The sequence below is a fragment of the Burkholderia alba genome, from assembly GCF_034721475.1.
In the GTDB taxonomy this organism is placed as follows: Bacteria; Pseudomonadota; Gammaproteobacteria; order Burkholderiales; family Burkholderiaceae; genus Burkholderia; species Burkholderia alba.
Genome location: NZ_JAWJWL010000002.1, coordinates 59,870 through 85,047, shown reverse-complemented (window position 1 = coordinate 85,047; position 25,178 = coordinate 59,870). Strand labels below are relative to the sequence as shown.

Genomic DNA, 25,178 nt, shown 5'->3' with positions numbered 1-25,178 from the left:
GGCGCGCCGGCGGCCGATGGCCGTGCGGGCCATCGGCACGACCTCGACCGGCAGCGGAAAGCCGCCGAGCACCGGCACGCGCTTGCTGCCGTCGGCGATGCAGACGAACGTGTCGGCCACCGATGCGACGATCTTCTCGCGCGTCAGCGCGCCGCCGCCGCCCTTGATCATCGCGCCGCTCCCGTCGATCTCGTCGGCGCCGTCGACGTACACCTGCAGACCGTCGATCTCGTTCAGATCGAAGACCTTGATGCCGTGCGCCTTCAGGCGCCCGGTCGTCGCGACCGAGCTCGACACAGCGCCGCGGTAGCGTGTCTTGACGGCCGCGAGCGCGTCGATGAAGCAGTTCGCGGTCGAGCCGGTGCCGACGCCGATCACGGCGCCTTCCGGCACGGTCCGGATCACGTAATCGGCGGCGGCCTGGCCGACCAGGCGTTTGAGTTCGTCTTGGGTCATGGATGGATTGATGCGATCGAAGTGCGGAAAAACCGCAAGTTTACCGGAGTCGCCCGTCGAGCCGCTTTTTCGCGGCGCGCGCTCAATGCACGACCGCGGCGGCGGACGATGCGTCGCGCTCGGGCGGCGTCGCCTCCGGAAAATATTTGTCGAGCAGCGCCTGCGCGATGGCGTCGGACTGCGCATCCGGATTGCCCGCGTAGTCGGACGGGCGGAAATGCATCTGGAATGCGGCGAACACGCGCCGCGTGCGCGCATCGAGCACGCCGTCGGTCGCGACGTCGTAGCCGTAGCGCGCGAGCTTCGTCTGCAGACCGCGCACGTCGGCCGGATCCGTCGGCGCCCGGCCGGCGAGCCGCGCCGCCACCGTCGCCTCGTCCGGCCACGCGCCCACGCCCGCCTGCGCGAGCGCGCGCCACGGAAACAGCGGACCCGGATCGATCTTGCGCTGCGGCGCGATGTCGCTATGGCCGACCACGCGCGTGGGCGGAATCCGGTAGCGGGCGACGATGTCCTTCGCCAGCCGCACGATCGCATCGACCTGCGCGGGCGGATAAGGCTGCCAGGTGCGTCCCTGCGGCGTATCGATCGGACCGCGGTTGACGTTTTCGATGCCGATCGACACGCCATTCAGTTCCGTCGTGCCCTGCCATGAACTGACGCCCGCGTGCCACGCGCGCTGTTGCTCGGGCACGAGCTGATAGACGACCGGCTCGCCGCGCTCGCTCGGCGGCGCGGCGGGCACCACGTAATGCGCGCTGACGGCCTCTTCCGTCAGCACATGCAACGATTGCGCCTCGTCGATCTCGGTGTAGTGCATGACGAGAAAACGAATCCGCGAATCGGCGCCCTGCGCGGTGCGGCTCGTATCGGCATAGTACGTCCCGCGGTCGACGCGCGACGGGGACGCGCAGGCGGCCAGCAGGCAAAGGCTGGCGAGACAGGCGAGGCGAAGAGAGGTATTCATGGCAAAGGCGGCACGCTCGGTTCGGGAAGGGAATGTCCGACGCAACGGCGTTCGCATCGGCTAGCGCCCCATTCTAGCCAGCCCGCCGGACGCGCGTTCCGTCTTGCGTCGTCGACGCGCGAATCCGGGCGCGCATTGCGATCAACCGACGCGCAGCGTCCGCGTCGTGTTCGACCTGGATGCGGCTTGGGCATCGGCTCCTGTGAACGGCGCGCATCCCGCGTCGCGTCACCGGATTCGCGCGGCGCGCCATGCGGCGATCGACCGCCGCCGCCTGCGCATCCGCACACGTCGCCGGGTTGTCGATCGCAAGCGGCAATCGCGCCCGACGAACCGGTTTCAACCGCGCGGCGACGCGCCGAAACGGGCCGATGCGCACGGCGCCGACAGCGCGCCGATCGGTACGGGAAAGTGCTCGATCGCGTCGATTAAATAGGAATTCAATTCTAATAAATGACTTGTGTTACAAAAGTGATCTCATAACAATCGGTCTCCGATGCAGCGCTACAAGGCGGTCCGACATGAGCAAGAACTCCTTCTCCGAGATGAACTGCCCCATCGCGCAGACACTGGAGCAGGTCGGCGAATGGTGGACCTTCCTGATCCTCCGCAATGCGTTCTGCGGCATGACGCGCTTCCAGGAATTCCAGCAGCACCTCGGGATCAGCACCAACGTGCTGTCCCAGCGGCTAGAGAAATTGACGTCGATCGGCGTGTTCGCACGCCAAGCCGCGCCTGACGACGGGCGCTCGTTCCAGTACCTCCTGACGGACAAGGGCTACGAGCTCTATCCGGTGCTCGCCGCGATGATCGTATGGGGCGAGAAGTGGGCCTCCAACCCCAAGGGGCCCCGCTTGCGCCTCATCGAGCGCGCAACCATGCGGCCGATTTCGGGCGTCAGCATCCGGTCGGCCGACGATCAGGCGCTGCGGCCGATCGACATCGATACGGTCGCCGGACCCGGCGCCGACGAGAAGACCTACGAACTGATGCGCAAAAGAGTCGAGACCCTGAGAGAACAATGATGGAGAAAGTCTGGCTGAAGTCGTACCCCGACGGTGTCCCCGCCACCGTCGACCCCGATCAGTACCGCTCGCTGGTGCATCTGCTCGACGAATCGTTCGAGGCGTTCTCGACGCGCGACGCCTACGCCTGCATGGGCAGCGTGATGCGCTACGCCGAGCTCGACGCGCATTCCCGCAGCCTCGGCGCATGGTTTCAGGGCAAGCACCTGCCGCAGGGCGCGCGCATCGCGGTGATGATGCCGAACGTGCTGCAGTATCCGGTCGCCGTCGCGGCGGCGCTGCGCGCGGGATACACGGTCGTCAACGTCAACCCGCTCTACACGCCGCGCGAGCTCGAGCATCAGCTCAACGATTCGGGCGCGGAAGCGATCGTCATTCTCGAGAATTTCGCGACGACGCTGCAGCAGGTGATCGCGCGCACCCGCATCAAGCACGTCGTGGTCGCGACGATGGGCGATCTGTTCGGCGCACTCAAGGGCACGCTCGTCAATTTCGTCGTACGCCGGGTCAAGAAGATGGTGCCGGGCTACCGCCTGCCCGGCGCCGTCTCGTTCCGCGCCGCGCTCGCGGAGGGCGCGAAGCGGCCGTTGCGCCCCGTTTCGCTGCACCACGACGACATCGCATTCCTGCAATACACGGGCGGCACCACCGGCCTGTCGAAAGGCGCGACGCTCACGCATCGCAACGTGATCGCCAATATCCTGCAGAACGACGCATGGAGCCAACCCGCACTGCAGAAGGAGCCGCGCGTCGACACGCTGGTGACGGTCTGCGCGCTGCCGCTCTATCACATCCTCGCGCTCAACGCGTGCATGCTGATGGGTGCGCGCTGGGGCGCGATGAACGTGCTGATTCCGAATCCGCGCGACATTCCCGGCTTCGTCAAGGAACTGGCGCGCTACCGCGTCAACTTCTTTCCCGGCGTCAACACGCTCTTCAATGCGCTGCTCAATCATCCCGGTTTCGCGGCGCTCGACTTCTCGGGCCTGAGGATCACGCTCGGCGGCGGCATGGCCGTCCAGGATGTCGTGAGCGCGCGCTGGATGACAACCACCGGCTGTCCGATCCTCGAAGGCTACGGGCTGTCGGAAACCTCGCCCACCGCGACGCTCAACCCGGCGACGCTCGACGCGTTCTCCGGCACGATCGGCCTGCCGGTGCCGTCCACCGAGGTGGCGATCCTCGGCGACGACGACCAGCCCGTCGAACAGGGCCAGCCCGGCGAGATCGCGATCCGCGGCCCGCAGGTGATGGCCGGTTACTGGAACCGTCCCGACGAGACCGCGAAGGTCATGACGCGCGACGGCTTCTTCAAGTCGGGCGACATCGGCGTGATGGACGAACGCGGCTACGTGAAGATCATCGACCGCAAGAAGGACATGATCCTGGTCTCCGGTTTCAACGTCTATCCGAACGAAATCGAGAGCGTCGTGGCCGCGCACCCGGGCGTGCTCGAATGCGCGTGCATCGGCGTGCCGGACGCGAACTCGGGCGAAGCCGTCAAGCTGTTCATCGTCCGCCGCGATCCGGCGCTCACCGCCGAGCAGTTGATGGATTACTGCAAGCGGCAGCTGACCGCCTACAAGAAACCCAAGCACATCGAGTTCCGCGACAGCCTGCCGAAGACCAACGTCGGCAAGATCCTGCGCCGCGAACTTCGAGACGAAAACAAGCAAGCCGCTTAAGACGGCATCGCTCGCTCATGCCTCACGCCGTACGGTGACCTTTGCGAACCAGGAGAGACCTATGGAAACCACCCACGCATCGCCGCAGGAAAGCTTGTCCGACGACAACCCGATCGTGCTCGACGAACGGAGCCACAAGACAGTCCGGACCCTCATCAACGCGTCGCACCGCAAGCTGCTGTTTCTCGACCAGGTGGTCGACTGGCAGCAGGGCATCGATTTCGCGAAGCCGCCGAAGCTCGCGGAAACCGGCTGGCTGTACGGCACCCGCTACTGGGACGCGATGACGCCCGCACAGCGCACCGAGACGCTGTGGCTCGAGACGGGACGCGACGTGTCCTACTTCATCTGGCTCGAACAGAGCCTGCCCGAACTGTACGTCGGCTACGTCAACAAGTATCGCGACACGCTGACGCCCGACGTGCACGAGTACCTGATGGTGTTCTCGCGCGAGGAGATCGTCCATACGCTGATGTTCCGCCGTTATCTGAAGACGGCCAATCTCGCGCTGTGGAGCCATCCCGAGAACATCCCGCACTACTCGAACTTCGAGGAACAGCTGTGGGACAAGCATCCGGTCTACGGGATCCTCTGGAACCTGCTGATCGAGTGGTTCGCCGAGCTGAACTCGATCTACCAGACGCAGCACGACACGATCGATCCGCTGACCCGCACGATGTTCAAGGAACATCACCTCGAGGAAGTGCGGCACATCGCATTCGCGAAGACCGTCGTGGAAAATTACTTCGAGACCGCGCCCGCCGCCGATGTGGACGCACTGTGCGAATTTTTCCGCAAAGGCTATCTGTTCCTGCTGGACGAGTACACGTTCATGCCGGAAATCGCCCGCCTCGCATCGTTCGACTACCCGATCGATCCCGACGACGCCGACGCGATCGCCGAAGTCCGCCGTTCGCCGAACAACCAGCGGCTGAACGAAGCACGCTTCCGAGACGTGCGCGAATGGTGCAGGAAGTACCGCATCATTCCGTAATACGCGGCGAGCCGACCGCGGCAAGACCAGCCAAGCATTCCGAGCGACGCCCGCAGCGGCGTGCGACGTGACGCCCCCGGCGTCCCGCGTGCGTGCGCGCGGCCGTCGAACCACGCGCCTCGCAGACGCCCGCCATCGGGCGTCCGCGCCGGATGCGCTCGCGCGTCCGGCGCACGACGGAATCCCCGCCGCGCGGCGCTCACCGCCCGTCTTCATACTGGATTGATCATGATCGAGATTCTTACGCCCGACGCCCCCATCGTCGAACTGCGCATCGCCCGCGCGCCCCTCAACCTGATCGACATCGAAGCGCTGCGTGCGCTGCGCCGGCACATCGCCGACGCCGAGGCCGCCGCCACCCGCGGCATCGTCATCTCCGGCCTGCCCGGCGTGTTCTCGTCCGGCGTCGACATGGCCCCGCTCGTCAACAGCGACCGGGACACCGTGCGCGCATACTGGCGCGAGGTATTCCTGCTCGCCGCGCAGATGGCGCAATGTACGCTGCCGGTGGTCAGCGCGATCACCGGACACTGTCTTGCGTCGGGCACCCTGCTGGCCGTGTTCTGCGACTACCGCGTGATGGCGGAAGGTCCGTTCAAGATCGGATTCAACGAGGTGCGGGTCGGCGTTGCTTTGCCCGAGTGCTTCCAGTACGCGCTGCGGCGGGTGGTCGGCGCGCTGAATGCCGAGCGGATGTTCGTGTTCGGCAAGATCCTCGATCCGCAGCAGGCGCTGTCGATCGGTCTCGTCGACGAACTGGCGGCGCCCGACGACGTGGCGCCGCGCGCGCGGGCCCGGCTCCAGGAACTGCTGGACATGCCCCGGCACGGCGTCGACGCGATGCGCTCGATCGCCCGCCACGATCTGGCCGAACGCTTCGCCGACGTCGAGCGCCTGCCGCTCGACGACTTTGTCGACGCATTCCTGAAGCCCGAAACGCAAGCCGTGCTGCGCCATGTCGTCGAACAGGCCGCGGCGCGCTTCCGCCAGGCGGGCGGCGCGGCGCACCCGGCCGCCGCGTCCGGCGTCGCACGGTGAATCTGTACCTGCGCCTGATCTGGGTGTGGCTGCGCGCGCGGTGCGGGCCGCCCATCCGGCTCGGCGACACGATCGAGTTGCCGCTCACGGTGTGGCCGAACGATCTCGATCTCAACGGTCACATGAACAACGGCCGCTACATGACCATCGCGGACCTCGCGCTGGTCGCCTACATGACGCGCGCGGGCTTCGTCGGGCCCGCGCTCGCGCGCGGCTGGCGGCCGATGCTGGGCGGCGCGTTCATTTCGTTTCGACGCGGCCTCAAGCCGTTCAGCCGCTATCGGCTGCGCTTCGGCGTGGTCTGCTGGGACCCGCGCTGGACCTATATGCGTTTCGAATTCGTCGACCGGGGCGCGGTGATGGCAACCGGCTATCTGAAAGGCGGCATCGTAGGCCGGCAAGGCATCGCCGGCACCGCCGAGATGTGCGAGGCGCTCGGCGTGCCGCCGGAGTCCCCGTCCTTTCCGCCCGCCGTGCTTGCGTGGCTCGAGGCGGATCGCCTGATCCGCGCCTGATCCGATCATCCCGCGCGGTGCCCCGGCCGGGCTCCTCGCACCTCCATGGAAGTGTTTCGATGACTGAACACCCCACGCTCCACAATGTCGCCTCGCCGCGCATCGCCGTGATCGGCGCCGGCCCGGCCGGACTGGTTGCCGCCGATACGCTGCGGCAGCGCGGCTACTCGCGGGTCACCGTGTTCGAACGCCATGCGCGGGTCGGCGGCAAGGTTCACTCCGTCGCGACGCCGGCCGGCATTGCCGAGATGGGCGCCGTGCTCGCGTCGACGGAATGCCGGCTGGTGCTGGCGCTGGCCGACCGGCACGGCATTGCGCATGCGCTTTATCCGTCCGAGCAGCGCATCGTCGACGAACACGGCCGCAGGCACGACGCGGCATCGTTCCTCGCGAGCCGCTATGCCCCGCACGAGATCGCCCATGCGATCGCGCGCTACGCCGCCGTCTTGCAGCAGTTCGATTGCACCGGCAGCGACGGGCTGACGGCGATACACGAGGCGCTGTCGCTCCCGTTCGACCGCTTCGCGGCCCGCTACGAGTTCGAACCGGTCGCCGAGCTTGCGCGCGGCGCGCTCGTGGGCTTCGGCTACGGGTACTACGAGAACGTGCCGGCACTGTATTTCATGAGACTGATCCGCTGGCTGCTGCAGCCGGGCGGCCCTACCGGCCTGGTGCCGGGCCAGTTTCATCTGTTTCCGGGCGGGTATCAAACCTTGTGGGAAGCGGTCGCGCAGGGGCTCGATGTCCGGCTGGGGGCGGGCGTTACGTCGATCGAGCGCGCGCCGGCCGGCTCGCCCGCGCCGTTGCGCATTGCGATCGGCCAGCAGCCGGAACAGACTTTCGATGCGGCGATCGTCACCGCGCCGCTGAATCGGGTGGGCGAATTCGTCGCGTTGAACGCGGCCGAAGCCGCACTGTTCTCGCAGGTGCGCAGCAACCGCTATGTCGTCAGCACGTTCACCGCAACGGGGCTCGCCACGGGAGAGTTTCAGTTTCTCCATGCGAATGAACGGGCGGCGCGCATCGATCACGCGAATGCATGGGCCCATCGCCATCCGACGCTGCCGGTCTATATCGGCTGGCAGATCGTCGCGCCGGATACACCGCTCGAAGCAGTCACGGCAACGCTCGCGGCGGACGTCGCCGCGCAAGGCGGTCAGTTCGGCGAGCTGCTGATGCGCGAGGAGTGGGATTATTTTCCGCACGTGAGCGGCGACGCGCTGCGCGCCGGCTTCTACGAATGCGTGGAGGCGCTGCAGGGGCAAGGACAGGTGTACTACGCGGGCGCCACGCTGGGCTTCGAAACGGTCGAGCACAGCGCGCGCCATGCGCGCACGCTGGTCGAACGTTGCTTTCCCCCGCGCGCGGCCCGATAAACCCGAAGCTCAGCGCTTCACCGAGCGCTGGCGCACCGCTTCGTACAGGCAGACCCCGCTCGCCACCGACACGTTCAGGCTTTCGACGCTGCCCGCCATCGGGATGTTCATCACGTTGTCGCAGGTGTCGCGCGTGAGGCGTCGCATACCCTCGCCCTCCGCCCCCATCACGAGCGCCACCGGACCGTCGAGCTGGGTCTCGTAGAGGCTCGCCGTCGCATCGTCGGACGTGCCGATCACCCACACGCCCGCGTCCTTCAGCTCGCGCATCGCGCGCGCGAGATTGGTGACCGTGATGTACGGCACGGTGTCGGCCGCGCCGCTCGCGACCTTCGCCGCCGTCGCGTTGAGCCCCACCGCACGATCGCGCGGCGCGATCACCGCATGCGCACCGGCCGCGTCGGCCACCCGCAGGCAGGCGCCGAGATTGTGCGGATCGGTCACGCCGTCGAGCACCAGCAGCAGCGCCGGGCCCTGGATCCCGTCCAGCAGTTCGGCGAGATTCTGCGCGAGCGGAATGTCCTCGACGCGCGCGACGATGCCCTGGTGCCGCTCGGTGTGAGCGAGCCCCCAGAGACGCGTCTCGTCGGCGGCGATCAGACGCACGCCCGCTTCCTTCGCAGTCTGCAGGAAATCCTGCATCCGGCGGTCGCGGCGCGTCTGGTCGTACAGCACCTCCGCAACCGTTGCCGCATCGTGCCGCAAACGCGCGGTCACTGCATGAAAACCGTAGAGAACCTTCAGACGTGACATGACTGGAACAACCTTCGATCAGACTTGCGGCCCGCGACATGCGCGACCGCGATGAGAAAACGGCAAAGCGCCGCGTTTCCGGCCGCCAGGCCGGAAACGCTGCGTCTTCGATCATGAGCGCGTCGGTCCGCCCTCCGGCGAACCGGACGCTCAGTGCTTCTTGCGCGAATGAGCCTTCTTCGCGACGGGTTTCGTGGCCGGCGCACTCTTCTTCTTGGCCACGCNCCGGCCGCCAGGCCGGAAACGCGGCGTCTTCGATCATGAGCGCGTCGGTCCGCCCTCCGGCGAACCGGACGCTCAGTGCTTCTTGCGCGAATGAGCCTTCTTCGCGACGGGTTTCGTGGCCGGCGCACTCTTCTTCTTGGCCACGCCGCGCCCGGGGCGGGCTTCCTTCACGGCCGCCGGCGGTGCGCTCGGCGCCTTCTTGCGACGGGCCGGTTCGTCGGCGGGCGGCAGCGCGCGCACGCGCGGGCCGCCGCGTTCGCCGGCGGACGCCGCGGCCGGCGCGGTACGCGACGTCTTCAGCGGCGCATCGCGCACCAGCCGGAAATCGATCTTGCGCGCGTCGAGGTCGACCCGGCTCACCTGCACCCGCACCCGATCGGACAACCGGTAGCGGATGCCCGTGCGTTCGCCGCGCAGCTCGTTCTTGATTTCGTCGTACTGGAAGTAGTCGGCGCCCAGTTCGGTCACGTGCACGAGACCTTCGATGAACAGCGTGTCGAGCTGTACGAAGATGCCGAACGACGTCACGCCGTTCACCATCCCGCCGTACTCCTCGCCGAGCTTGTCGCGCATGAAATAGCACTTGAGCCACGCTTCGACGTCACGCGACGCTTCGTCCGCGCGGCGCTCGTTCGCCGAGCAGTGCAGGCCGAGTTCTTCCCAGATCGCCGTGTTCGGATGCGACCGGCCGCGGGATTCGTCGTCCGCCTGCTGCATCGCGCGCGCGCGCGGCGACAGCGCGGTATTCAACTCGACGCCGTCCGGTGCCTTCGGCGTGTATTTCTTGCCGGACAGGATCGCGTAGATCGCTCGGTGCGTCAGCAGATCGGGGTAGCGGCGGATCGGGCTCGTGAAGTGCGCATACGCTTCGTACGCGAGCCCGAAGTGGCCGATGTTGTCCGGGCTGTACACCGCCTGCTGCATCGAGCGCAGCAGCATCGGCTGGAGCATCTGCGCATCGGGACGGTCGCGGATGCGCGCCATCAGCGCCGCGTAGTCGCTTGCGTGCGGCGTGTCGCCGCCGCCGAGCGTCAACCCCATCCCACGCAGGAACGAACGCAGATTCTCGAGCTTCTCCGCCGTCGGGCCCGCATGCACGCGGTACAGGCCTGCCTGCTTGTTGCGCTTGAGGAAATCGGCCGCGCACACGTTCGCGGCCAGCATGCACTCTTCGATCAGCCGGTGTGCGTCGTTGCGCTGACGGGGCAGGATCTGCTCGATCTTGCCCTGCGCATTGCAGACGATGTACGTCTCGGTGGTGTCGAAATCGATCGCGCCGCGCTTCTGGCGCGCGGTGAACAGCGCCTTGTAGACGCCGTACAGATTCTGCAGGTGCGGCAGCAGCGCGGCACGGCGCGCCGCCTCCGGGCCCTTGGTGTTCGCGAGCACCGCGGCCACTTCGGTATAGGTGAGACGGGCGGCCGAATGAATCACGGCCGGATAGAACTGGTATCCCTTGACGTCGCCGCGCGCGGTGACGACGATGTCGCACACCAGCACGCAACGGTCCACCTGCGGGTTCAGCGAACACAGGCCGTTCGACAGCTTCTCCGGCAGCATCGGGATCACCCGGCGCGGGAAATAGACCGACGTGCTGCGCTCGACCGCATCCGCGTCGAGCCCGCTGCCCGGCTGCACATAGTGCGACACGTCGGCAATCGCGACGATCAGGCGGAAGCCGTCGCCGCGGCCGACGGTCACGGGTTCGCAATACACCGCATCGTCGAAGTCGCGCGCATCCTCGCCGTCGATCGTGACGAGCGGCACATCGCGCAGGTCGACGCGATAGCGCAGGTCCACCGGCCGCACCTTGTCGGGCAGCGCCGCGGCCTGTGCGAGCGCACTCGGGCTGAATTCGTGCGGCACGCCATACTTGCGCACCGCGATCTCGATCTCCATGCCGGGATCGTCGATATCGCCGAGCACTTCGGTCACGCGGCCGACCGGCTGCGAATGACGGCTCGGGAAATCGGTCAGTTCGACCACCACCACCTGACCTACCTTCGCCTTCTTCGCGTTCTGCGTGATCAGGATGTCGTGGCCGATACGCTTGTCTTCCGGCGCGACGATCAGTGCGCCGTTTTCGCTCAGGAGCCGGCCGATCACGCGCTTGTTCGCACGCTCGGTGACCTCGACGACGTGCCCTTCGGGGCGGCCGCGCCGGTCGTAGCCGACGATGCGCGCGAGAACGCGGTCGTTATGCATGACTTTCTGCATCTCGCCGTTCGGCAGGAACAGGTCGTCCTGGCCGTCGTCGCGAATCACGAAGCCATACCCGTCGCGATGGCCCTGTACGCGGCCCGCGACGAAATTGGAAGGATGCGTCAACTGATAGTGGCCGCGCTTGTCGAGCCTGATCTGGCCGTCGCGCTCCATCGCGGCGACGCGCCGGAAGAATCCCTCGCGCTCCTGGCGCTTGATCGACAGCGCTTCGGCGATGTCGTTCGCCGCGAGCGGGGCGTCGCTGGTCCGCAGCACGCCGAGGATCTCTTCACGGCTGGGGATGGGATACGGATACTTGCTCAAGGGCTTGTCGATGGTTGTTCTCGTTGCGTTGGCTTGCGTTGAACGATAGCAGGCGGCTCATGCCGCCCCATTCTATCACCCGCCGATGCGGCCGACGCCTTGCGAGCGGCCGGGCGCGGGGCGCGCGCCGGGTGATGAGGGTGTCATACAAAAGTGTTGACACGTCGTTCGGGCTCGCTATAATAGCAGTCTTTGCAGCACCACCTGCCCAGGTGGCGAAATTGGTAGACGCACTAGGTTCAGGTCCTAGCGGTGGCAACACCGTGGAGGTTCGAGTCCTCTCTTGGGCACCACACATATTCCGCAGGCCTTCCTTGGAAGGCGATTCGGAAAAGCAGAAAAGCCCGCAATAGCGGGCTTTTCTGCTTTCTGGCGTCGTCCATCTCCATTCCGGGATCGATACCGCTTCACGCCGAAACGTCGGGCGTATCGAAGAAAATACCCGCGGCCACGCCGTCGCACGTCATCCCGACAGACATCGCTCCCACCCCCAACCCATCGGTGCCGCGATTGAACGACGCCTCACGCTCAATCAATTATTCCCCCAAACGCCATGACACGGCTACCTCTCCCCCTCCGGAGCACGGCCTTCAGCAACTCCCTGCGCGATCGCGAAGGCCGCGCGCATCAAAAAAGTCCGTTCGACATCCATTCAGCCGGGATTAATCTCATCGCAACTTTCACTGCGCGCCGAACACCGCTAATTCTTCCTGGATCACCAGTCAACTAGAGAGCCGCTTATTCCGAATATTCGATCCGCTCGACTGCACAAAGAAAATCAATCCGCATCGGCATCCGGAATACGCCCCGGATCACCTTGAAAAATCTTCCGTCGTATCTCCGCCGCATTCAAGAACCCGCCCTCTCCGCTTTCTCAAATAAAGCGTTACGGGACAGGTAGTTGTCATTAAATTTCAACCGAAGCATGAACGCAAAAAGGCTGGAAACCTCGCTGACATGACAGATTCTCCATGCGAGGCATCACAACGGCGACCCTTGTCCCGCCGATGCTCCGCCAGTCGGTCCCGTCATACCCACGGCGCTCACCGCTCCCCGGCGCGGAAACTGTCCGCGAAGGCACCGTCGCATCACTCAGCGCCTTGGTCCGCCGTCGATGGATTCCCGTTCAATCAATACGTTGGGAATTCGTCGCTTACCGCCGCAAGCATTTCGGTTTGATTTTGAGACAAACGAAACACCAGCGGAGATTATCGATTAATATTAGATGCAAGCAGGAGGCAAGCCTGAACCTCTTCTTTTTCGCCATCGGCAGCGGTTCGTGCGAATTGGATCAACCAATAGGCTATACAAGTCCGAAATCAGATGGATCAATTCTCTTCACCGAAAGATTGGATCTACCGGCCGCAAACCGGGAAGCTGGAGCGCATCGAGGCCTACTTCGCTGGACACGGCTACTCCCCTCACCGGCACGATACCTACGCCATCGGCCGCACACTGGCGGGCGTTCAGAGTTTCCATTACCGGGGATCGTTGCAGCACAGCCTGCCCAACGGAACCATGATCCTCCACCCGGACGAAGAGCACGACGGCCAGGCCGGAACGGCCGACGGGTTTCAATACCGAATGATCTACATCGCCCCCGCCCTGATCCAGCAGGTCCTGGGCGGCAAGCCGCTGCCCTTCATTCCCGAAGGCATATCGCGGGACGTCCGGCTGTTTCAGGCCACCGATGTCCTGTTGCAAAACCTCGACAACGCGCTCGACCCGCTGGAGGAAGACGATGCGCTCTACGATCTGACGGTCGCCCTCAGCCTCACCAGCGGCCAGAAAAGCAAAAAGGCGCTTCCCGACTATCGGGCGGGCAAACTCGCGATCGAATTCATCCACGACTCGCTCGAGCGCCCGATTTCCCTCGATGAACTAGCCGATCACGCCGGCCGGGACCGCTGGAGCCTGTCGCGCGACTTCCGGGATCTGTTCGGCACCAGCCCGCACCGTTACATGACGATGCGCCGCCTCGATGTCGTCAAGGAACGCCTCCTGCTCGGGGACTCGCTGGCGGAGGCCGCGGTCTACGCGGGCTTCTGCGATCAGAGCCACATGACGCGGCAGTTCAGCAAGGCATTCGGCTTGTCGCCGGCCAAATGGCTCGCGATCCGCGGCGTTCTCGCCGACACCGGATCGCGACGCTGAGTCGGGCCGGCCTTCACGTCGGGCGCCGATCGATCAACCCGCGTTTCGTCGGCCCCGGCGCCGGCAACATCCCGATCGCGCGAGCGCCGACGATCGACAGTACAGCCTCCAATAACCGTCGACTGATGTACGGGCCGACAGCCGGCTCCCGGCTCTCGCCCGAAGCCGCGCGATCTGCGCGATTTCCGCCGCCCGATCCGGGCCGGAAGCGTTGGGCAGCAACCACCGATACCACTCCCTCTCTATCGAACGGCCATCCGAATCAAACCAGGTGCGGCGCGTACACCTTGACCAGCGAATACATCAACGAGCCGGACAGGAACACGAGTACGAGTGAAGCCGAACGCAGCAGCCTGGGCGTATGCGCGATCAGGCTGTCGCTTTCGTTACATGCACTGCCGAGGCTAGCCCACCCCGCGCCGATGGGAATCAGGATCGCCAGGAAGCAGATCATCGTCACGGAGAAGTGCTGCGCGGTCCGAAACGCTTCGACCGGAAAAATGGTGCTGGCAAACAGCAAGCCCTTCGGATTCATCAAGGTTGCCACCCACACATCCCGGGCCGTGACGATGCGATCGGCCCGCTCTTTCACCAGATCGCTTTGCGTCCACATTTTCATCGCCAGATACCCGACGTACACCGCGCAGCCTGCCTTGATGGCCGCGATCAGCCACGTCAGCCGGCCGGACGCGGACGCCAGCAGAAAACCAAACGCGGAAATCGCCATCACATAACCGAGCGCTTCCGCGGCAACGAGCGGAAGCGTCCTTCGCAGTCTGGCATGCAAACCGGAGACGAACAGCAAGGTATTGGTCGGCCCCGGAATCACGAGAATCAGCGCGGCACCTCCGACCATTTCGAACAATGAAGCAGAAAAACTCATTTCAACCCCACGATATTTACCTCACCGGCGATGTCCTGTCGCCGCGTCAGCCAGAAGATCGGCAAGCGGACAGCGTGACCCGCGGGGTCAGGATTGAGAGAGGGCCTCGCGCTTCGCGTCCACGACATCCCGAAGAATATTCATGAAGTCGTCGAGGTTGTCATTCATGAAGAAGTGTCCTCCAGGCAGCGTCAGCCGCGTATACGGCCCTCGGGTAAGTCGGCGCCATGCGTCGAGTTGATCGAGCGAGACCGTCGGATCGGACGTGCCGCCGATCGCGGTCAGCGGGACATCGAGTACGCCGTCGTCGGGTTCGACGACGCTTGCCGACAGCAGAAAATCCGCCCTGAGCAACCGGAGGGCAATCGCGCGCAGGCCCTCGTTCTGGAAGAGCGATTCGGCCTTCCCGTCCAGGCTGACGATATGCAGCAGGAATTCTTCATCCGTCAGATGGGCGAGCGCATCCTGACCCGGTTGACGGTCCGGCGCCTTCCTCGCGCAGCAAATGAGCCCTCGCAGATCGACCGCAATTCCGTTCACGCGACAATAAGCCGCCAGCTTGTAGGCAATGGCCGCCCCCATGCTGTAGCCGAACAGGAATACCGGCCGATCGAACAGGGGAAGCAACTCGGGCAGCATTGCCTCCAGCAACGCATCGATATCCGTGCAGGCCGTCTCTGCGAAGCGGCTTTCCCGCCCCGGCAGTTGCACCGCGCACACGTCTACCGTCTCGCCAAGCGCGGATTGCCAGCCCCGATAGATGGAGGCTCCGCCGCCGCCATAAGGAAAGCAGATCAATCTCGACGTCGCCGCGAGATCCGAGCCCGATGAAATCAGCCATTTCGGCCGAACTTGGCCGCTCTCGATTTTCATGAGCCCTTGGCCTCGAGTCCGGCCGGCTCTTCCCCGCCCGAAAAATAGCGATTGCCGGCGGCTGTATCCCAGTCGGCCCTCGGCGGCGTAAAGATGTCCAGATCGATCGCGTCTTCCAGACATTTTGCGTTGTGCGGGACATCGGCGGGAATATGGAGCAGTTCCCCGGCCGACACGACAGCCTGGTGTTCCAGATGCTTCCCGTAATTGAACAACACCTTTCCGCTCAGGATGTACGTGAACTGCTCGTTCGGGTGCGAGTGCGTCGCGACCGTCGCGCCGGACTTCATATGAAGCTTGGCGAGCATCAGCTGATCTCCGGACACGACCTGCCGCTGAATGTATTCATTCAGGACTTCGCGCGGTACGTCCGACCAGGCAACGAATGGATCAGAATTGAGTTTCATCATGTTCATCGATCAGACCAAGTTAACACCGGCGAGAAAATCGTAAAACATGAAGGCGCCGGCCACGACCAGCAAGACCCCCATCGCCCGGTTGAATAGATTGAAGTAGTCGTCGTTCTTGATTTTCTTGCCGACGATCACGCCCAATGCCGAGTAGGCGCCCGGCGCACCCGCCCCGCCGATCGCGATCAACGCCGAGACGATCAGGATCATCACCCCGCGGATGTTGGCGGACGGAAACATGACCGTCGTGATGGGCAGCACCACCAGCATGCCCTTGGGATTGAGCGCCTGGATGATGAAGCCGTTCAGAAAAGTCAGGTTCGGACCGAGCGCGCTCCGGTCCTTGGCATCGGTACTCGTCGTGTCGACCTTCGACTTCATCATCTTGAACGCGAGATGGAACGTATAGACCGCGCCGATGAGCGCGACATAGGGCAGCCACTTCGTCGAAATCAAGGCCTCCCCGGTATAGCCGAAAATCAGGAGCAGACTGAACATCGCAATGCCGACGCCAACGAAAAAGCCGACCGTGCGACGAAATTGCCCCGTCAGCCCCGCGTTGAGTCCCATCGCATTGACGGGACCTGGGCTGTACATCACGCTGAACGCGTAAAGAAAAATCTCCATGCCACCCCCTGTCATGTATTAAGCGAAACTTTCGACACCCAGCGTGCCCAGCACCGACAGATAGCGATCCGCATGAACCGGCGAATCCGTGCTGAGAATGCGCTTTTGCCAGTGATACAGCTCCTTGAAGGCGCCGACCGGATCGGCTCTTTCCAGCGCCGTATAGACAGCCGCCGGCGGCGCCTCGCCTTCCTTGGCCAGCTTGGCATGGACCGCCTTCACGCCGTTCCTGAAGCTTTCCACCTGCTCCAGCAGCGTCTTTCGTACGATGAGCACCTTGCTCGGCACCTCGCCCACCAGCAGCGCCAGCTTCATCGCCTCGTCCATGTCCCGCTGGCCGGCGTATTCCGCAGGCTCGAGAATCTCCAGGGGCACAAAGCCTTGCAGGCCCGCCAGGTCGTAGATCAAGGGTGCGAGCGTGAGCAGATGGTTCTTGCCCGCGGCCGAGTCGACCTGCAGATACTCCGGCTTGAACAGGACTGTCGTCACCGCCGCGTGAAACACCGGACTGCAAGTCAGACGCACCGGCACGATGTCCGCATTGCCTGCCGTGTCGCCGTTCGCCGGAACGAACTCTCCGGTATGGCGATTCCAGAACTGGCAGGTGTCATCGCGTTCGATCAGCAACTCGATCCGTCCGATGATCTGGCTCGGCAGGCGATTGTCCTCGTGCTGAATCGCCGCTTCCTTGCGCAGCAGCACGTTCAGGGTTTCGTTGTGCACCTGGTCCGCCCATTTCCCGTCCAGGAAGCCGGTGCGAATGGCGAAACCGGTCTTCAGCACCGGCGGGACGGGGCGGGAATGCTCGTCGACGTCCTGCTGCAAAGAAAGCGCGAACCGGATCGGCAATCCGACCCGCCGAGCGAATTCGAGATCCGTCCGGTTATGTGCCGGGTTGACCAACACCGCGCCCGTACCGAAGTCGGGCTTGACCCAGTCGGCAACCCAGACCGACATCAGATCGCCGGTCAGCGGATTGCGCACGTAGAGTCCGGTGAAATAATTGCCGGTCTCCCCGCGCTGCTCGATCTTTCTGATGAACGGATGGTAAGCGTGCAACGCTATCGCGCAGGCCGCCGTACACGAACTCCAGTCCGTCACGAATACTTCGATATGTTCGTCGCGACCGTCGACTTCCAGCTTGCAGATCGCTCCGCTCGAACTCCGCAGCGACTTCTTGATTCGCGTCGCAATCTTGTCCGACCAGCGAGGAATCGTGTTGCTCAGCTGGTTTGCCGCGGCCGACGACGGGCCGTAACAGATATCGAACCGATCATCGCCGACGCGATTGAAGAACAGGACGTTCGCATCGAGCAGCGTGTTGAGCGGCGCGATCAGATCCTCGGACTCCGACTGGATCAGCGCCATGTTTTTCGCGCGCTGGACAAACTCCGCATACAGCTGATTGCGGTGTTGGGAGAGCGACGGCGCATCGCCGTTACCGGTATCGTGCAAACAGGCAAATTTCGTTTCCATACGTTCATTCCATTGCTGCTGGGTAACAAGCGCCCGATCTCCTTCGACCGGAAACCGGGCTCCCGATTACGGTGCTGCGAACATCAGATGTGCGGCCTCAACGATTCCAGCGTCGGATAGCGGAACAACGTATCCATCGTCACGTCGAGCTTGAGTTCCTCGCTCAGTCGTCGCTGGATCGACGCCATGATCAGCGAGTGACCACCGACATCGAAAAAGTCGTCCGAATCCTTGAACTGCGGCAGCTTGAGTTCTTCGACATAGATTTTTCGGATGGCATCCATCATTTCAATTTCCCCTTGTGGTTTAGCGAACGAGTGCCGAAAAAACCTCGCCCCGGTTGTTGACCGTCCGGATCTTGTTGTGACCGTACGATTCTTCGCCGCTGACGAGAACGGCCGCATAGTTGCTGAGATCGAACGTCTCGCCGTGCGCGGTGTACGAGAGCAGATCGGGGTACACGCGAACTTGCGTCGGTACGTAACGGCCGGATATCGCGAGGCGCATTTCGCGTTCCGACGTATTGGGTTTCGACGCATGCGCGCACGAGGCCGTGAAGATCACGCACTCGCCCGCTTCCATTTCGAGATCGACCGGATCGGCACTCTCCGGATCCCACGACGGGTCAACCTTGAATTCGGAGAAGTTGTAGCCGAAGAAACCCGTGTCCGTTTCCATATGGCTGTAATGACCCGACCGGCCGGTCTCGACCTTCCGCTTCTCGTCGTAGTAGTACTTGTAGTGCGAACCCGGCAGGAAACGCATGCAGCCCGTCTCGCGCGTGGCCGGCGTGAAAGCCGTCCAGACGGTCAGATCGATGAAGGCGTTCCAGTCGGATGCGGTGGGGACGATCAGCGGATTGCCGTCCGTGTAGCTGTAGTCGCGCACCTGGTGCCATTCCGTGCCCGCCGACCCGGGGAACTTGGCGAACCATTCGGACCGCCAGCAGAGAATGTCCGGTCCCAAAATACCCTTCAGGTACTTCAGGATCGTCGGGTGCATGATGTGCTGCGACAGCTCGGGAATATCGAAATGACGATCGTAATTCATGTTGTTGTCGTACAGCACATGCTTCCGATCGTGATTGCCCAGGCGCAGCGCGCGCAGCATCGCGGCCGCTTCCTTCGGCTCGTACAGCTTGATCGGCCCGATGAAACCGTCGCGTTCGAATTTGGCGACGTCATCCTTGATGTCGTCCGTGATGACTGCATTCTGGGCGAGGCCCGTCGTCGACTGAAACATCTCTTGAGAGGATGTCATAAAGTAGGACTCCTATTGCTGTTATTGACGATTGATTTATCCTGACGGCGTGTTCCCCGGGAAACGCGCCGCAATCCACCATGCCGGCAGCGCGATCAGGTCACGGCCGACCCTTCCCATTGCGCCGCGAGAGCCTGCTTGTCGATCTTTCCGTTGCGGGTGAGCGGATAGCGGTCGACCGCAATGAAATCCGCCGGAATCATGTGTCGCGGCAGTTTCGTCGCCAGCGTGCGCTTGAGCGTCAGCGCGTCGAGCGTGTCCTCCGTCACCCGCAGCAGGAATGCGACCAGGCGCAAGTCTTCGTCCGAGGCGCCCCCCTTCAGCGCGAGCACGACCGCCTCCTCGATATCCGGAAACGAACGCTTAAGCGCGTGCTCGATGTCCGTCAAATTGGTCAGCATGCCCCGAATCTTGATCTGGGTATCGCGGCGACCGAGACAGATGTACTCGCCGCCTGCCGTGCGCCGCGCGAAGTCGCCGGTGCGATATGCAAGCACCTCGCTGCCTTCCACATTGATGCGAACGAACTTCTCCGCCGTCAGTTGAGCGTTGTTCACATACCCCACGCCGACGCCCGCCCCTCCGATGAAAATCTCGCCGACTTCATCGCTCTCCACCGGAGCGAACTGCTCGTCGAGAACGAGTAACGCGCAGTTGGCGACGGGCTGTCCCATCGGAATGCCGTCCCGGAGATAGTCGGCGACATTGCCCATCACGTACGACGTCGCTACGTCGGTACACTCGGCCACACCGTACTGGTGCACGAGCCGGCAATGCTTGCCGGCACCGGCCGACCACTGCTGGATTCTCTGGGCCGACAGCGCTTCGCCGCCGATGAACAAATACTCCAGAGAAGCGAGCAACGGGCTCGCGTCGCCGATCGCCGTGAGCAGATACAGCGTGCTGGGCGCGAGATGCAGCGTCCTCACGCTGTGCGACTCGATCAGTTGCGCCGCCAGCTTCGGATCGAAATGCTCCGTGCCCAACAGGCACAGGACCGCGCCGACATAGAGCGGCGTCATCAGGCTTCGTTGCGAAATATCGAAGCCGAAGGCGCTGACCAGCAGATTCGCGGACTGGCTGTCGAGTCGGTATTCGGATTCCAGCCATTGCAGCAGGTTGCCCCAGCCGCTGTGCTTGACGCCGACGGCCTTCGGAACGCCGGTGGTGCCGGAGGTGAAAACGACGTAGCAAAGATCGCTGCCGTCGACATCCTCATTCAGGTTTCCCGCCGAGTAGGCGAACGACCTCACCAGGACTTCTTCGAGCGTGAGCAGCCGCTTGCCGGCATCCTTGAGCCGGTCGCGCGACTCATCGGACGCGATGATGAAATTCATCGTTTCCAGCTGACCGGCCATTGCCGCCAGTCGGTCCGCCGGATAGGACGGATCCAGCGGAACATACGCCGCGCCGCACTTCAGAATCGCCAGCATGCAGGTCAGCGTGTGGATGCGCGGCGAAAAACAGACGCCGACCGCCGACCCCGCACAAATCCCCAGCTCGCTCAGCAGTCTGGCGAAGCGGTTCGCCCGCTCGTTGAGTTCGCCGTAGGTCACGCTGACGTCGCCGCAAACGACCGCCGTCCGTTGCGGGTACACGGCAGCCCAATGTTCGAATCGTTGATGCGCCAATTGCTGATGCTTCACAGTGTTCTCCGGCTCCTGTCGTGATCCGAAATCGCTTGTCGGTGCCATCACTTGGCCGTCACGTCGATCAATTCTTGAGACGCTGCGACGGTTCGCGAAGACGCCAATTTGCTGGCTTCCTCGGTGATCACGTCCTCCTGTCCGGCGACGAGCCGGCGATCCGCCAGCCGGCGATAGAGTTCGAACTCGTCGACGTCGAAGTGCCGTGCCGCCCGCTGCACGTGCGGCACATACCCGGAAAACAAACCGTACAGGCCGCTCGCGATGTTCGCCGTACCGATATGCGGCGTTTCGGGACTCAGGAAACCCGAGACTTCGTCGGAAAGACGCGCGACCCGCTCGAACGACGTATGAATCGGATAGCCGTGCCGCTCCAGCACGGCCACCATGATTTCGAGCTGGGTATTGCCCGCGCCCGCCCCGAATCCCCTGAAACAGCCGTCCACCACGGTCGCGCCTTCTTCCACCGCGACGAGCGTGTTGGCAATGGCCAGTCCGAGATTGTTATGGGCGTGGAATCCGACACGAACGCCCAGATGATCGAGCAGGCACCTCACCTTGTCGCGCACCATGGGCGGGCTCGAAAACCCGGCGCTGTCCATCAGGACGATCGCGTCGGCGCCATAGCGCTCCATGAGCTGCGCCTGTTGCAGCAGCACCTCGGGCGAGCCCATGTGGGCCATCATCAGCACGCCGTACGCCTCTTTTCCCGCGAGCTTGGTCTGCTCGATGAAGCGCGCCGTGATGTTTGCCTCGGTGCAGTGGCTCGCGACCCGAATCACGTCCACACCGACGTCCAGCGCCATGTCGATATCCGACGATTTTCCGAAGCCCGGAATGAAGTGGACGCCAAGACGGCTGCTTTTCAGTTGCTCGCGCGCCATCACCAGCATGGTCTGGTCATCGACGGCCGCGTGACCCAGCAGGCTCGACGACGCGCCGAGCCCGTTGCCGTGCCCGACTTCGACGATGTCGATTCCGGCCGCGTCGGCGGCGGCGGCGTATCCGGCGATCTGCTCCGCCGTCAATTGATGGCGAATGGCGTGGTTGCCATCGCGTAATGTCGAATCACTAATGAAGATTGACACGATAGTCCTCACCCGGCGAGTGCGTGTTTGTGCTCCGCCACCGCGACGGCAGCGCAATTGATGATGTCCAGATTGCCCGCGAAGCTCGGCAGATAGTCGCCGCTGCCGCGAACCGTCAGACCGACGACGATCTGGCCGCGATTTTCCATCGGCCCCATGACCAGTTGATAACCCGGCACATAGGTTTGAACCCGCCGGGTCATGGCGTCGATGCATGCCTTGACCCGGTCGAAATCCCGGTACTTGGCCGTGGCATACAGCGTCGTCTGCATGCTGATGCCCGGCTCGGCGGGATTGATGTTCAGGATGGCCTTGGTGCGGCCCGCTCCCGAGAACGACGCGAGCGCGGACTCCGTCGTTGTCAGGTACTCGTTGATGTTTTCCCGTGTGGCCATGCCCGCGCTGCGCGACGAAATGGTCGACACGACTTCGATGTAGTCGATCTCATCGACAGCCTGCGACAACGCATAGGCAAGCGGCAAGCTGGCTTGGCCGCCGCACGTGATCAAGTTGATGTTCTGCGCGGCATTGATCTGCTCCAGATTGATCGAAGGCACACACAACTGACCCAGCTTGGCGGGCGTCAGATCGATCGTGAACTTTCCGGCTTGCCGGAAGAACTGATTGCTGACTGTGTGCGCCGCCGCCGATGTCGCGTCGAACACCATATCGAACTGATCGACGTTGTCCTTGAGAAAATTCAACCCCTCGCTGGAGGTCGGCACGCCATGCTCGCGCACGACGCCAAGCCCCTCGCTATTTGCATTCCGGCCGACGACGAATGCCAGAGACAGATTGCGGGACGCCTTCACCTTGAACATCAGGTCGACGCCGATACCACCCGATCCTAAGATTGCTACCCTCGTCCGTAACGACTCGCTTTTCATTGTTCACCTTTATTGGATTACGCGGTCGACCTCGTCGGCGCGTTCCCGCGCCGAGACGAAACAGCCAGTTCGTGCCCCATGCCTTGTCGCATTCGATCGGCACCTGCCCCGTCGGCAGGCGATACTGGCTGTTCATCTGAGAAGGAGAATAAGAGCGGGGACTGGGCGACGTCTTGTACGTTTGTGTAGAGCGTCGCATTCCCGCCGATCGCGTTCGCCGAAACCCGCTGCCGGTCGAATCACGACGGACAGCGCGTCACAAAGGCCTCACGATTTGGCGAAGTGCGCGCCACCGGCTTGCCGAGAAAACCGATACGAACCGGAAGGGGGCGGAGCCGTGACGCGGAACGATGATCAGGATGCGACCCGCCATAACCGACGCCGCCGGGGTCGCAAATGCGCACGCGCCGCGATGCGGCTGCGCCGATTGCGGCAGAGCATGAATGGTGCTCGCGGCTTGCGCCCCGCCGGACACTCGACATCCGGGTACTGGAATCACGATCCCCGGAAAGTCGTCCGGCGCATCGAGGGCACGCCGCGTTCATTGCTGAATGGCTGGCGCGTCACGCATCGGGCGGCCCGTGAGCTGCCGGATATCCAGGCAACCCGCGTCCGCGGCCAACCGCGACGGGCACACCGGCTCGGACGCCACATCCTGCCGACTCGTCACGACCGCCGTCTACAGGATAACGAGAGATTGCTGCGAAACCGCAATCAAACACAGCATTTATATCGGAAGAGAAAATTGTCGATCCGGACGGTCAGGCGAAAAAGTCATCCGGCCGTTCGTATGAGGGACAGGCGTATCGAAGCGGATCGCCGGTTGACAGGATCCATTCTCTTTATTTCGACCTCGGACGCTTTTCCGTCGCGAATGAACACGGCCATCGGCGAGATACTTCGCGTCATCGCATACTCCGCGTCCGGCCCGACCAGCCTCGGACAGCCTCCGGCGCTCATGGCGTCCCGCCTGCACAGTCGGGGCCCGTCCGGCGACAAGCAAGGTCGCTGAATCACACTCACCTCAAGACAACGGGCGAGCAAGGCGGGCAATCGCGCCCGCCTTGGTCCATCACTCCGCCGCCGGCCCTGTCCGCCGCCAGCTTGCGACGAACACCGACAACAGCAATACGCCGATCAACGCGAACGGCACCGTCGGCTGCACGTCGTAGAGCACCGTGCCGACCAGCGGCGCGATCACCATGCTGAAGCCCTGCGCGGTCGACATCGCCCCCGCACAGGCACCCTGTTCTGCCGGACCGACCGCATTGCTCGCGAGCGCCGCGATCGCGGGAAATGCGGCGCCCATGCCGAAGGCCGCCACCAGGTAGCTCGCGCACACCGCGACCGGCTGCTGCGGATCCACCAGCAGCACGGACGCGAACCCGCACGCACTGACCAGCGCCCCCCAACGAAGCCACTGCAACGGCGCCACGCGCGGCAGCCGGCCGACGAGCGCCTGCATCAGGATCAGCCCGAGACCGGCGCTGCCGAGCGCGTAGCCGACCACGGCCGCCGCCTGCTGGGCGGCGACATGCAGACGATCGATCACGTAGAACCCCAGCGCGCTGTTCGCAATCATGATCGCGCTGTACAGCGCCAGTGCGCTCAGCCATTGCATGCGGATCCGCTCGTCGCCAACCTTCAATCGCGGCGGCATCTGACGAGCCTGCTTCGCCCATGCGTCCCGCAATCGTCCGAGGCCCGGCAAACCGGCGAGCGGCAGCAGCGCGAACACCAGCAGCGCGATCGCCAGATCGTAGCGTCCGATCCAGCCTGCGAGCGGCGGCGCGAACACCATGCCGACCGCCCCGGCCGCGCCGAAGCGCGCCATCACGGCCGCCCGCGACGGCCCCGCGGTGTGATCCGCAATCCAGGCGGTCGCCCCGACGGGCAGTCCGGCGAAGCTGCCGCCCATCGCCGCGCGCAGAATCAGCAGCGCGGCGATATTCAGGCCCAGCGCGGGTACGTGCTGCGCCCCCCCGCGCAACGCCCATCCGATGTAGCCGACGAGGCACAGATAGGACACCGTGAAGCCGACGATCGACAGCCGCAGGATCGGCACCCGGCCGAAGCGGTCCGCCGCCCGACCCCAGCGGCGAGCCGTCGCGATCCAGACCACGCCGACCGCGGCGATGATGACGCCGATGTGCCAGGCCTGCAGATGCATGAGCCGCGCCAGCGGTCCCGTCACCGCAATGAACGCATAGCTGCCCGCCGTCATCGTGAAATTGGCCAGCAGCAGCGGCAACAGCTGCGCGCTGGATCGCGTGAGTGTCGATGGGGATTCAACAGAGGTCGTAGACATGAAACT

The 25,178-nt window shown here is 64.0% G+C and carries 23 protein-coding genes and 1 tRNA gene; 9 read left to right on the top strand and 15 right to left on the bottom strand.

The genetic code is table 11. The features are described from left to right. Both rpiA and RZR99_RS02165 read right to left on the bottom strand, forming a co-directional pair. Window positions 1-456, bottom strand: a 456-nt coding sequence (rpiA, locus tag RZR99_RS02170) for a ribose-5-phosphate isomerase RpiA (RefSeq protein WP_323118097.1), incomplete at its 3' end; no start/stop codon positions are given. A gap of 82 nt (window positions 457-538) precedes the next feature. After that, entirely contained in the window at window positions 539-1,423 is an 885-nt protein-coding gene (locus tag RZR99_RS02165; protein ID WP_323118096.1) for an N-acetylmuramoyl-L-alanine amidase, read from the bottom strand. Between the two features lie 166 nt (window positions 1,424-1,589). Here RZR99_RS02165 and RZR99_RS02160 point away from each other — a divergent pair, with 166 nt between their 5' ends. From RZR99_RS02160 to RZR99_RS02130, 7 genes are all read left to right on the top strand, one after another. Further along, window positions 1,590-1,859 carry a hypothetical protein gene (locus RZR99_RS02160; RefSeq protein ID WP_323118095.1) on the top strand — a complete coding sequence of 90 codons (270 nt, stop codon included), beginning with the start codon at window positions 1,590-1,592 and terminating at the stop codon, window positions 1,857-1,859. An 85-nt stretch (window positions 1,860-1,944) separates the two neighbouring features. After that, a complete protein-coding gene (locus tag RZR99_RS02155) occupies window positions 1,945-2,448 on the top strand; it encodes a winged helix-turn-helix transcriptional regulator (RefSeq protein ID WP_323118094.1) in 504 nt (167 codons plus the stop codon). After that, window positions 2,448-4,133, top strand: a complete 1,686-nt coding sequence (locus RZR99_RS02150; protein ID WP_323118324.1) for a long-chain-fatty-acid--CoA ligase — start codon at window positions 2,448-2,450, stop codon at window positions 4,131-4,133. Before RZR99_RS02155 ends, RZR99_RS02150 begins: the two co-directional genes overlap by 1 nt. 61 nt (window positions 4,134-4,194) lie before the next feature. Continuing rightward, window positions 4,195-5,127: a diiron oxygenase gene (locus RZR99_RS02145; RefSeq protein ID WP_323118093.1), complete on the top strand. Its 933-nt coding sequence runs from the start codon at window positions 4,195-4,197 to the stop codon at window positions 5,125-5,127. A gap of 228 nt (window positions 5,128-5,355) precedes the next feature. Then, a complete protein-coding gene (locus RZR99_RS02140) occupies window positions 5,356-6,165 on the top strand; it encodes an enoyl-CoA hydratase/isomerase family protein (RefSeq protein WP_323118092.1) in 810 nt (269 codons plus the stop codon). Continuing rightward, a complete protein-coding gene (locus RZR99_RS02135; protein ID WP_323118091.1) occupies window positions 6,162-6,680 on the top strand; it encodes a thioesterase family protein in 519 nt (172 codons plus the stop codon). Before RZR99_RS02140 ends, RZR99_RS02135 begins: the two co-directional genes overlap by 4 nt. A 59-nt stretch (window positions 6,681-6,739) precedes the next feature. Continuing rightward, window positions 6,740-8,056: a flavin monoamine oxidase family protein gene (locus RZR99_RS02130; RefSeq protein WP_323118090.1), complete on the top strand. Its 1,317-nt coding sequence runs from the start codon at window positions 6,740-6,742 to the stop codon at window positions 8,054-8,056. 9 nt (window positions 8,057-8,065) lie between these two features. Here RZR99_RS02130 and rlmB read toward each other — a convergent pair whose 3' ends face one another. Continuing rightward, on the bottom strand, window positions 8,066-8,809 hold the full coding sequence (gene rlmB / locus RZR99_RS02125; protein ID WP_323118089.1) for a 23S rRNA (guanosine(2251)-2'-O)-methyltransferase RlmB: 744 nt from the start codon (window positions 8,807-8,809) through the stop codon (window positions 8,066-8,068). Between the two features lie 297 nt (window positions 8,810-9,106). After that, window positions 9,107-11,560, bottom strand: a complete 2,454-nt coding sequence (rnr, locus tag RZR99_RS02120; RefSeq protein ID WP_323118088.1) for a ribonuclease R — start codon at window positions 11,558-11,560, stop codon at window positions 9,107-9,109. Between the two features lie 206 nt (window positions 11,561-11,766). On the opposite strand from rnr, the gene RZR99_RS02115 reads away from it, so the two are divergent. Together RZR99_RS02115 and RZR99_RS02110 are read left to right on the top strand one after the other, a co-directional pair. Continuing rightward, window positions 11,767-11,853, top strand: a tRNA-Leu gene (locus RZR99_RS02115). Between the two features lie 1,030 nt (window positions 11,854-12,883). Beyond that, a complete protein-coding gene (locus RZR99_RS02110; RefSeq protein ID WP_323118087.1) occupies window positions 12,884-13,714 on the top strand; it encodes an AraC family transcriptional regulator in 831 nt (276 codons plus the stop codon). A gap of 262 nt (window positions 13,715-13,976) precedes the next feature. Here the strand turns inward: RZR99_RS02110 and RZR99_RS02105 are convergent, their stop codons facing one another. The 11 genes from RZR99_RS02105 to RZR99_RS02055 all read right to left on the bottom strand — a co-directional run bounded on the left by RZR99_RS02105 (window position 13,977) and on the right by RZR99_RS02055 (window position 25,172). After that, window positions 13,977-14,519, bottom strand: a complete 543-nt coding sequence (locus RZR99_RS02105) for a LysE family translocator (RefSeq protein ID WP_407655392.1) — start codon at window positions 14,517-14,519, stop codon at window positions 13,977-13,979. Between the two features lie 165 nt (window positions 14,520-14,684). Continuing rightward, on the bottom strand, window positions 14,685-15,470 hold the full coding sequence (locus tag RZR99_RS02100; RefSeq protein ID WP_323118085.1) for a thioesterase II family protein: 786 nt from the start codon (window positions 15,468-15,470) through the stop codon (window positions 14,685-14,687). Beyond that, window positions 15,467-15,880, bottom strand: coding sequence for a cupin domain-containing protein (locus RZR99_RS02095; protein ID WP_323118084.1), 414 nt, complete (start codon window positions 15,878-15,880; stop codon window positions 15,467-15,469). Before RZR99_RS02095 ends, RZR99_RS02100 begins: the two co-directional genes overlap by 4 nt. 9 nt (window positions 15,881-15,889) lie before the next feature. Continuing rightward, window positions 15,890-16,507, bottom strand: a complete 618-nt coding sequence (locus RZR99_RS02090; RefSeq protein WP_323118083.1) for a LysE family translocator — start codon at window positions 16,505-16,507, stop codon at window positions 15,890-15,892. A gap of 18 nt (window positions 16,508-16,525) precedes the next feature. Further along, window positions 16,526-17,875: a hypothetical protein gene (locus tag RZR99_RS02085; protein WP_323118082.1), complete on the bottom strand. Its 1,350-nt coding sequence runs from the start codon at window positions 17,873-17,875 to the stop codon at window positions 16,526-16,528. Between the two features lie 191 nt (window positions 17,876-18,066). After that, a complete protein-coding gene (locus RZR99_RS02080; protein WP_323118081.1) occupies window positions 18,067-18,270 on the bottom strand; it encodes an acyl carrier protein in 204 nt (67 codons plus the stop codon). A 19-nt stretch (window positions 18,271-18,289) separates the two neighbouring features. Then, window positions 18,290-19,243, bottom strand: coding sequence for a chlorinating enzyme (locus tag RZR99_RS02075; protein WP_323118080.1), 954 nt, complete (start codon window positions 19,241-19,243; stop codon window positions 18,290-18,292). A 95-nt stretch (window positions 19,244-19,338) separates the two neighbouring features. Then, on the bottom strand, window positions 19,339-20,937 hold the full coding sequence (locus RZR99_RS02070; RefSeq protein WP_323118079.1) for an amino acid adenylation domain-containing protein: 1,599 nt from the start codon (window positions 20,935-20,937) through the stop codon (window positions 19,339-19,341). Next, window positions 20,937-21,971, bottom strand: a complete 1,035-nt coding sequence (gene dmpG, locus RZR99_RS02065) for a 4-hydroxy-2-oxovalerate aldolase (RefSeq protein ID WP_323118323.1) — start codon at window positions 21,969-21,971, stop codon at window positions 20,937-20,939. Before dmpG ends, RZR99_RS02070 begins: the two co-directional genes overlap by 1 nt. Window positions 21,972-21,985: 14 nt before the next feature. Continuing rightward, window positions 21,986-22,864, bottom strand: a complete 879-nt coding sequence (locus RZR99_RS02060) for an acetaldehyde dehydrogenase (acetylating) (RefSeq protein WP_323118078.1) — start codon at window positions 22,862-22,864, stop codon at window positions 21,986-21,988. Between the two features lie 1,072 nt (window positions 22,865-23,936). After that, window positions 23,937-25,172, bottom strand: a complete 1,236-nt coding sequence (locus RZR99_RS02055; RefSeq protein ID WP_323118077.1) for an MFS transporter — start codon at window positions 25,170-25,172, stop codon at window positions 23,937-23,939. Window positions 25,173-25,178 lie beyond the last annotated feature (6 nt).

Bases quoted from the DNA above. Each gene is read 5' to 3' on its own strand.
- RZR99_RS02165 (WP_323118096.1), bottom strand. From the start codon at position 1,423: ATGAATACCTCTCTTCGCCTCGCCTGTCTCGCCAGCCTTTGCCTGCTG.
- RZR99_RS02155 (WP_323118094.1), top strand. From the start codon at position 1,945: ATGAGCAAGAACTCCTTCTCCGAGATGAACTGCCCCATCGCGCAGACA.
- RZR99_RS02150 (WP_323118324.1), top strand. From the start codon at position 2,448: ATGGAGAAAGTCTGGCTGAAGTCGTACCCCGACGGTGTCCCCGCCACC.
- RZR99_RS02145 (WP_323118093.1), top strand. From the start codon at position 4,195: ATGGAAACCACCCACGCATCGCCGCAGGAAAGCTTGTCCGACGACAAC.
- RZR99_RS02140 (WP_323118092.1), top strand. From the start codon at position 5,356: ATGATCGAGATTCTTACGCCCGACGCCCCCATCGTCGAACTGCGCATC.
- RZR99_RS02130 (WP_323118090.1), top strand. From the start codon at position 6,740: ATGACTGAACACCCCACGCTCCACAATGTCGCCTCGCCGCGCATCGCC.
- rlmB (WP_323118089.1), bottom strand. From the start codon at position 8,809: ATGTCACGTCTGAAGGTTCTCTACGGTTTTCATGCAGTGACCGCGCGT.
- RZR99_RS02110 (WP_323118087.1), top strand. From the start codon at position 12,884: ATGGATCAATTCTCTTCACCGAAAGATTGGATCTACCGGCCGCAAACC.
- RZR99_RS02100 (WP_323118085.1), bottom strand. From the start codon at position 15,470: ATGAAAATCGAGAGCGGCCAAGTTCGGCCGAAATGGCTGATTTCATCG.
- RZR99_RS02095 (WP_323118084.1), bottom strand. From the start codon at position 15,880: ATGATGAAACTCAATTCTGATCCATTCGTTGCCTGGTCGGACGTACCG.
- RZR99_RS02090 (WP_323118083.1), bottom strand. From the start codon at position 16,507: ATGGAGATTTTTCTTTACGCGTTCAGCGTGATGTACAGCCCAGGTCCC.
- RZR99_RS02085 (WP_323118082.1), bottom strand. From the start codon at position 17,875: ATGGCGCTGATCCAGTCGGAGTCCGAGGATCTGATCGCGCCGCTCAAC.
- RZR99_RS02080 (WP_323118081.1), bottom strand. From the start codon at position 18,270: ATGATGGATGCCATCCGAAAAATCTATGTCGAAGAACTCAAGCTGCCG.
- RZR99_RS02075 (WP_323118080.1), bottom strand. From the start codon at position 19,243: ATGACATCCTCTCAAGAGATGTTTCAGTCGACGACGGGCCTCGCCCAG.
- RZR99_RS02070 (WP_323118079.1), bottom strand. From the start codon at position 20,937: ATGGCACCGACAAGCGATTTCGGATCACGACAGGAGCCGGAGAACACT.
- RZR99_RS02060 (WP_323118078.1), bottom strand. From the start codon at position 22,864: ATGAAAAGCGAGTCGTTACGGACGAGGGTAGCAATCTTAGGATCGGGT.
- RZR99_RS02055 (WP_323118077.1), bottom strand. From the start codon at position 25,172: ATGTCTACGACCTCTGTTGAATCCCCATCGACACTCACGCGATCCAGC.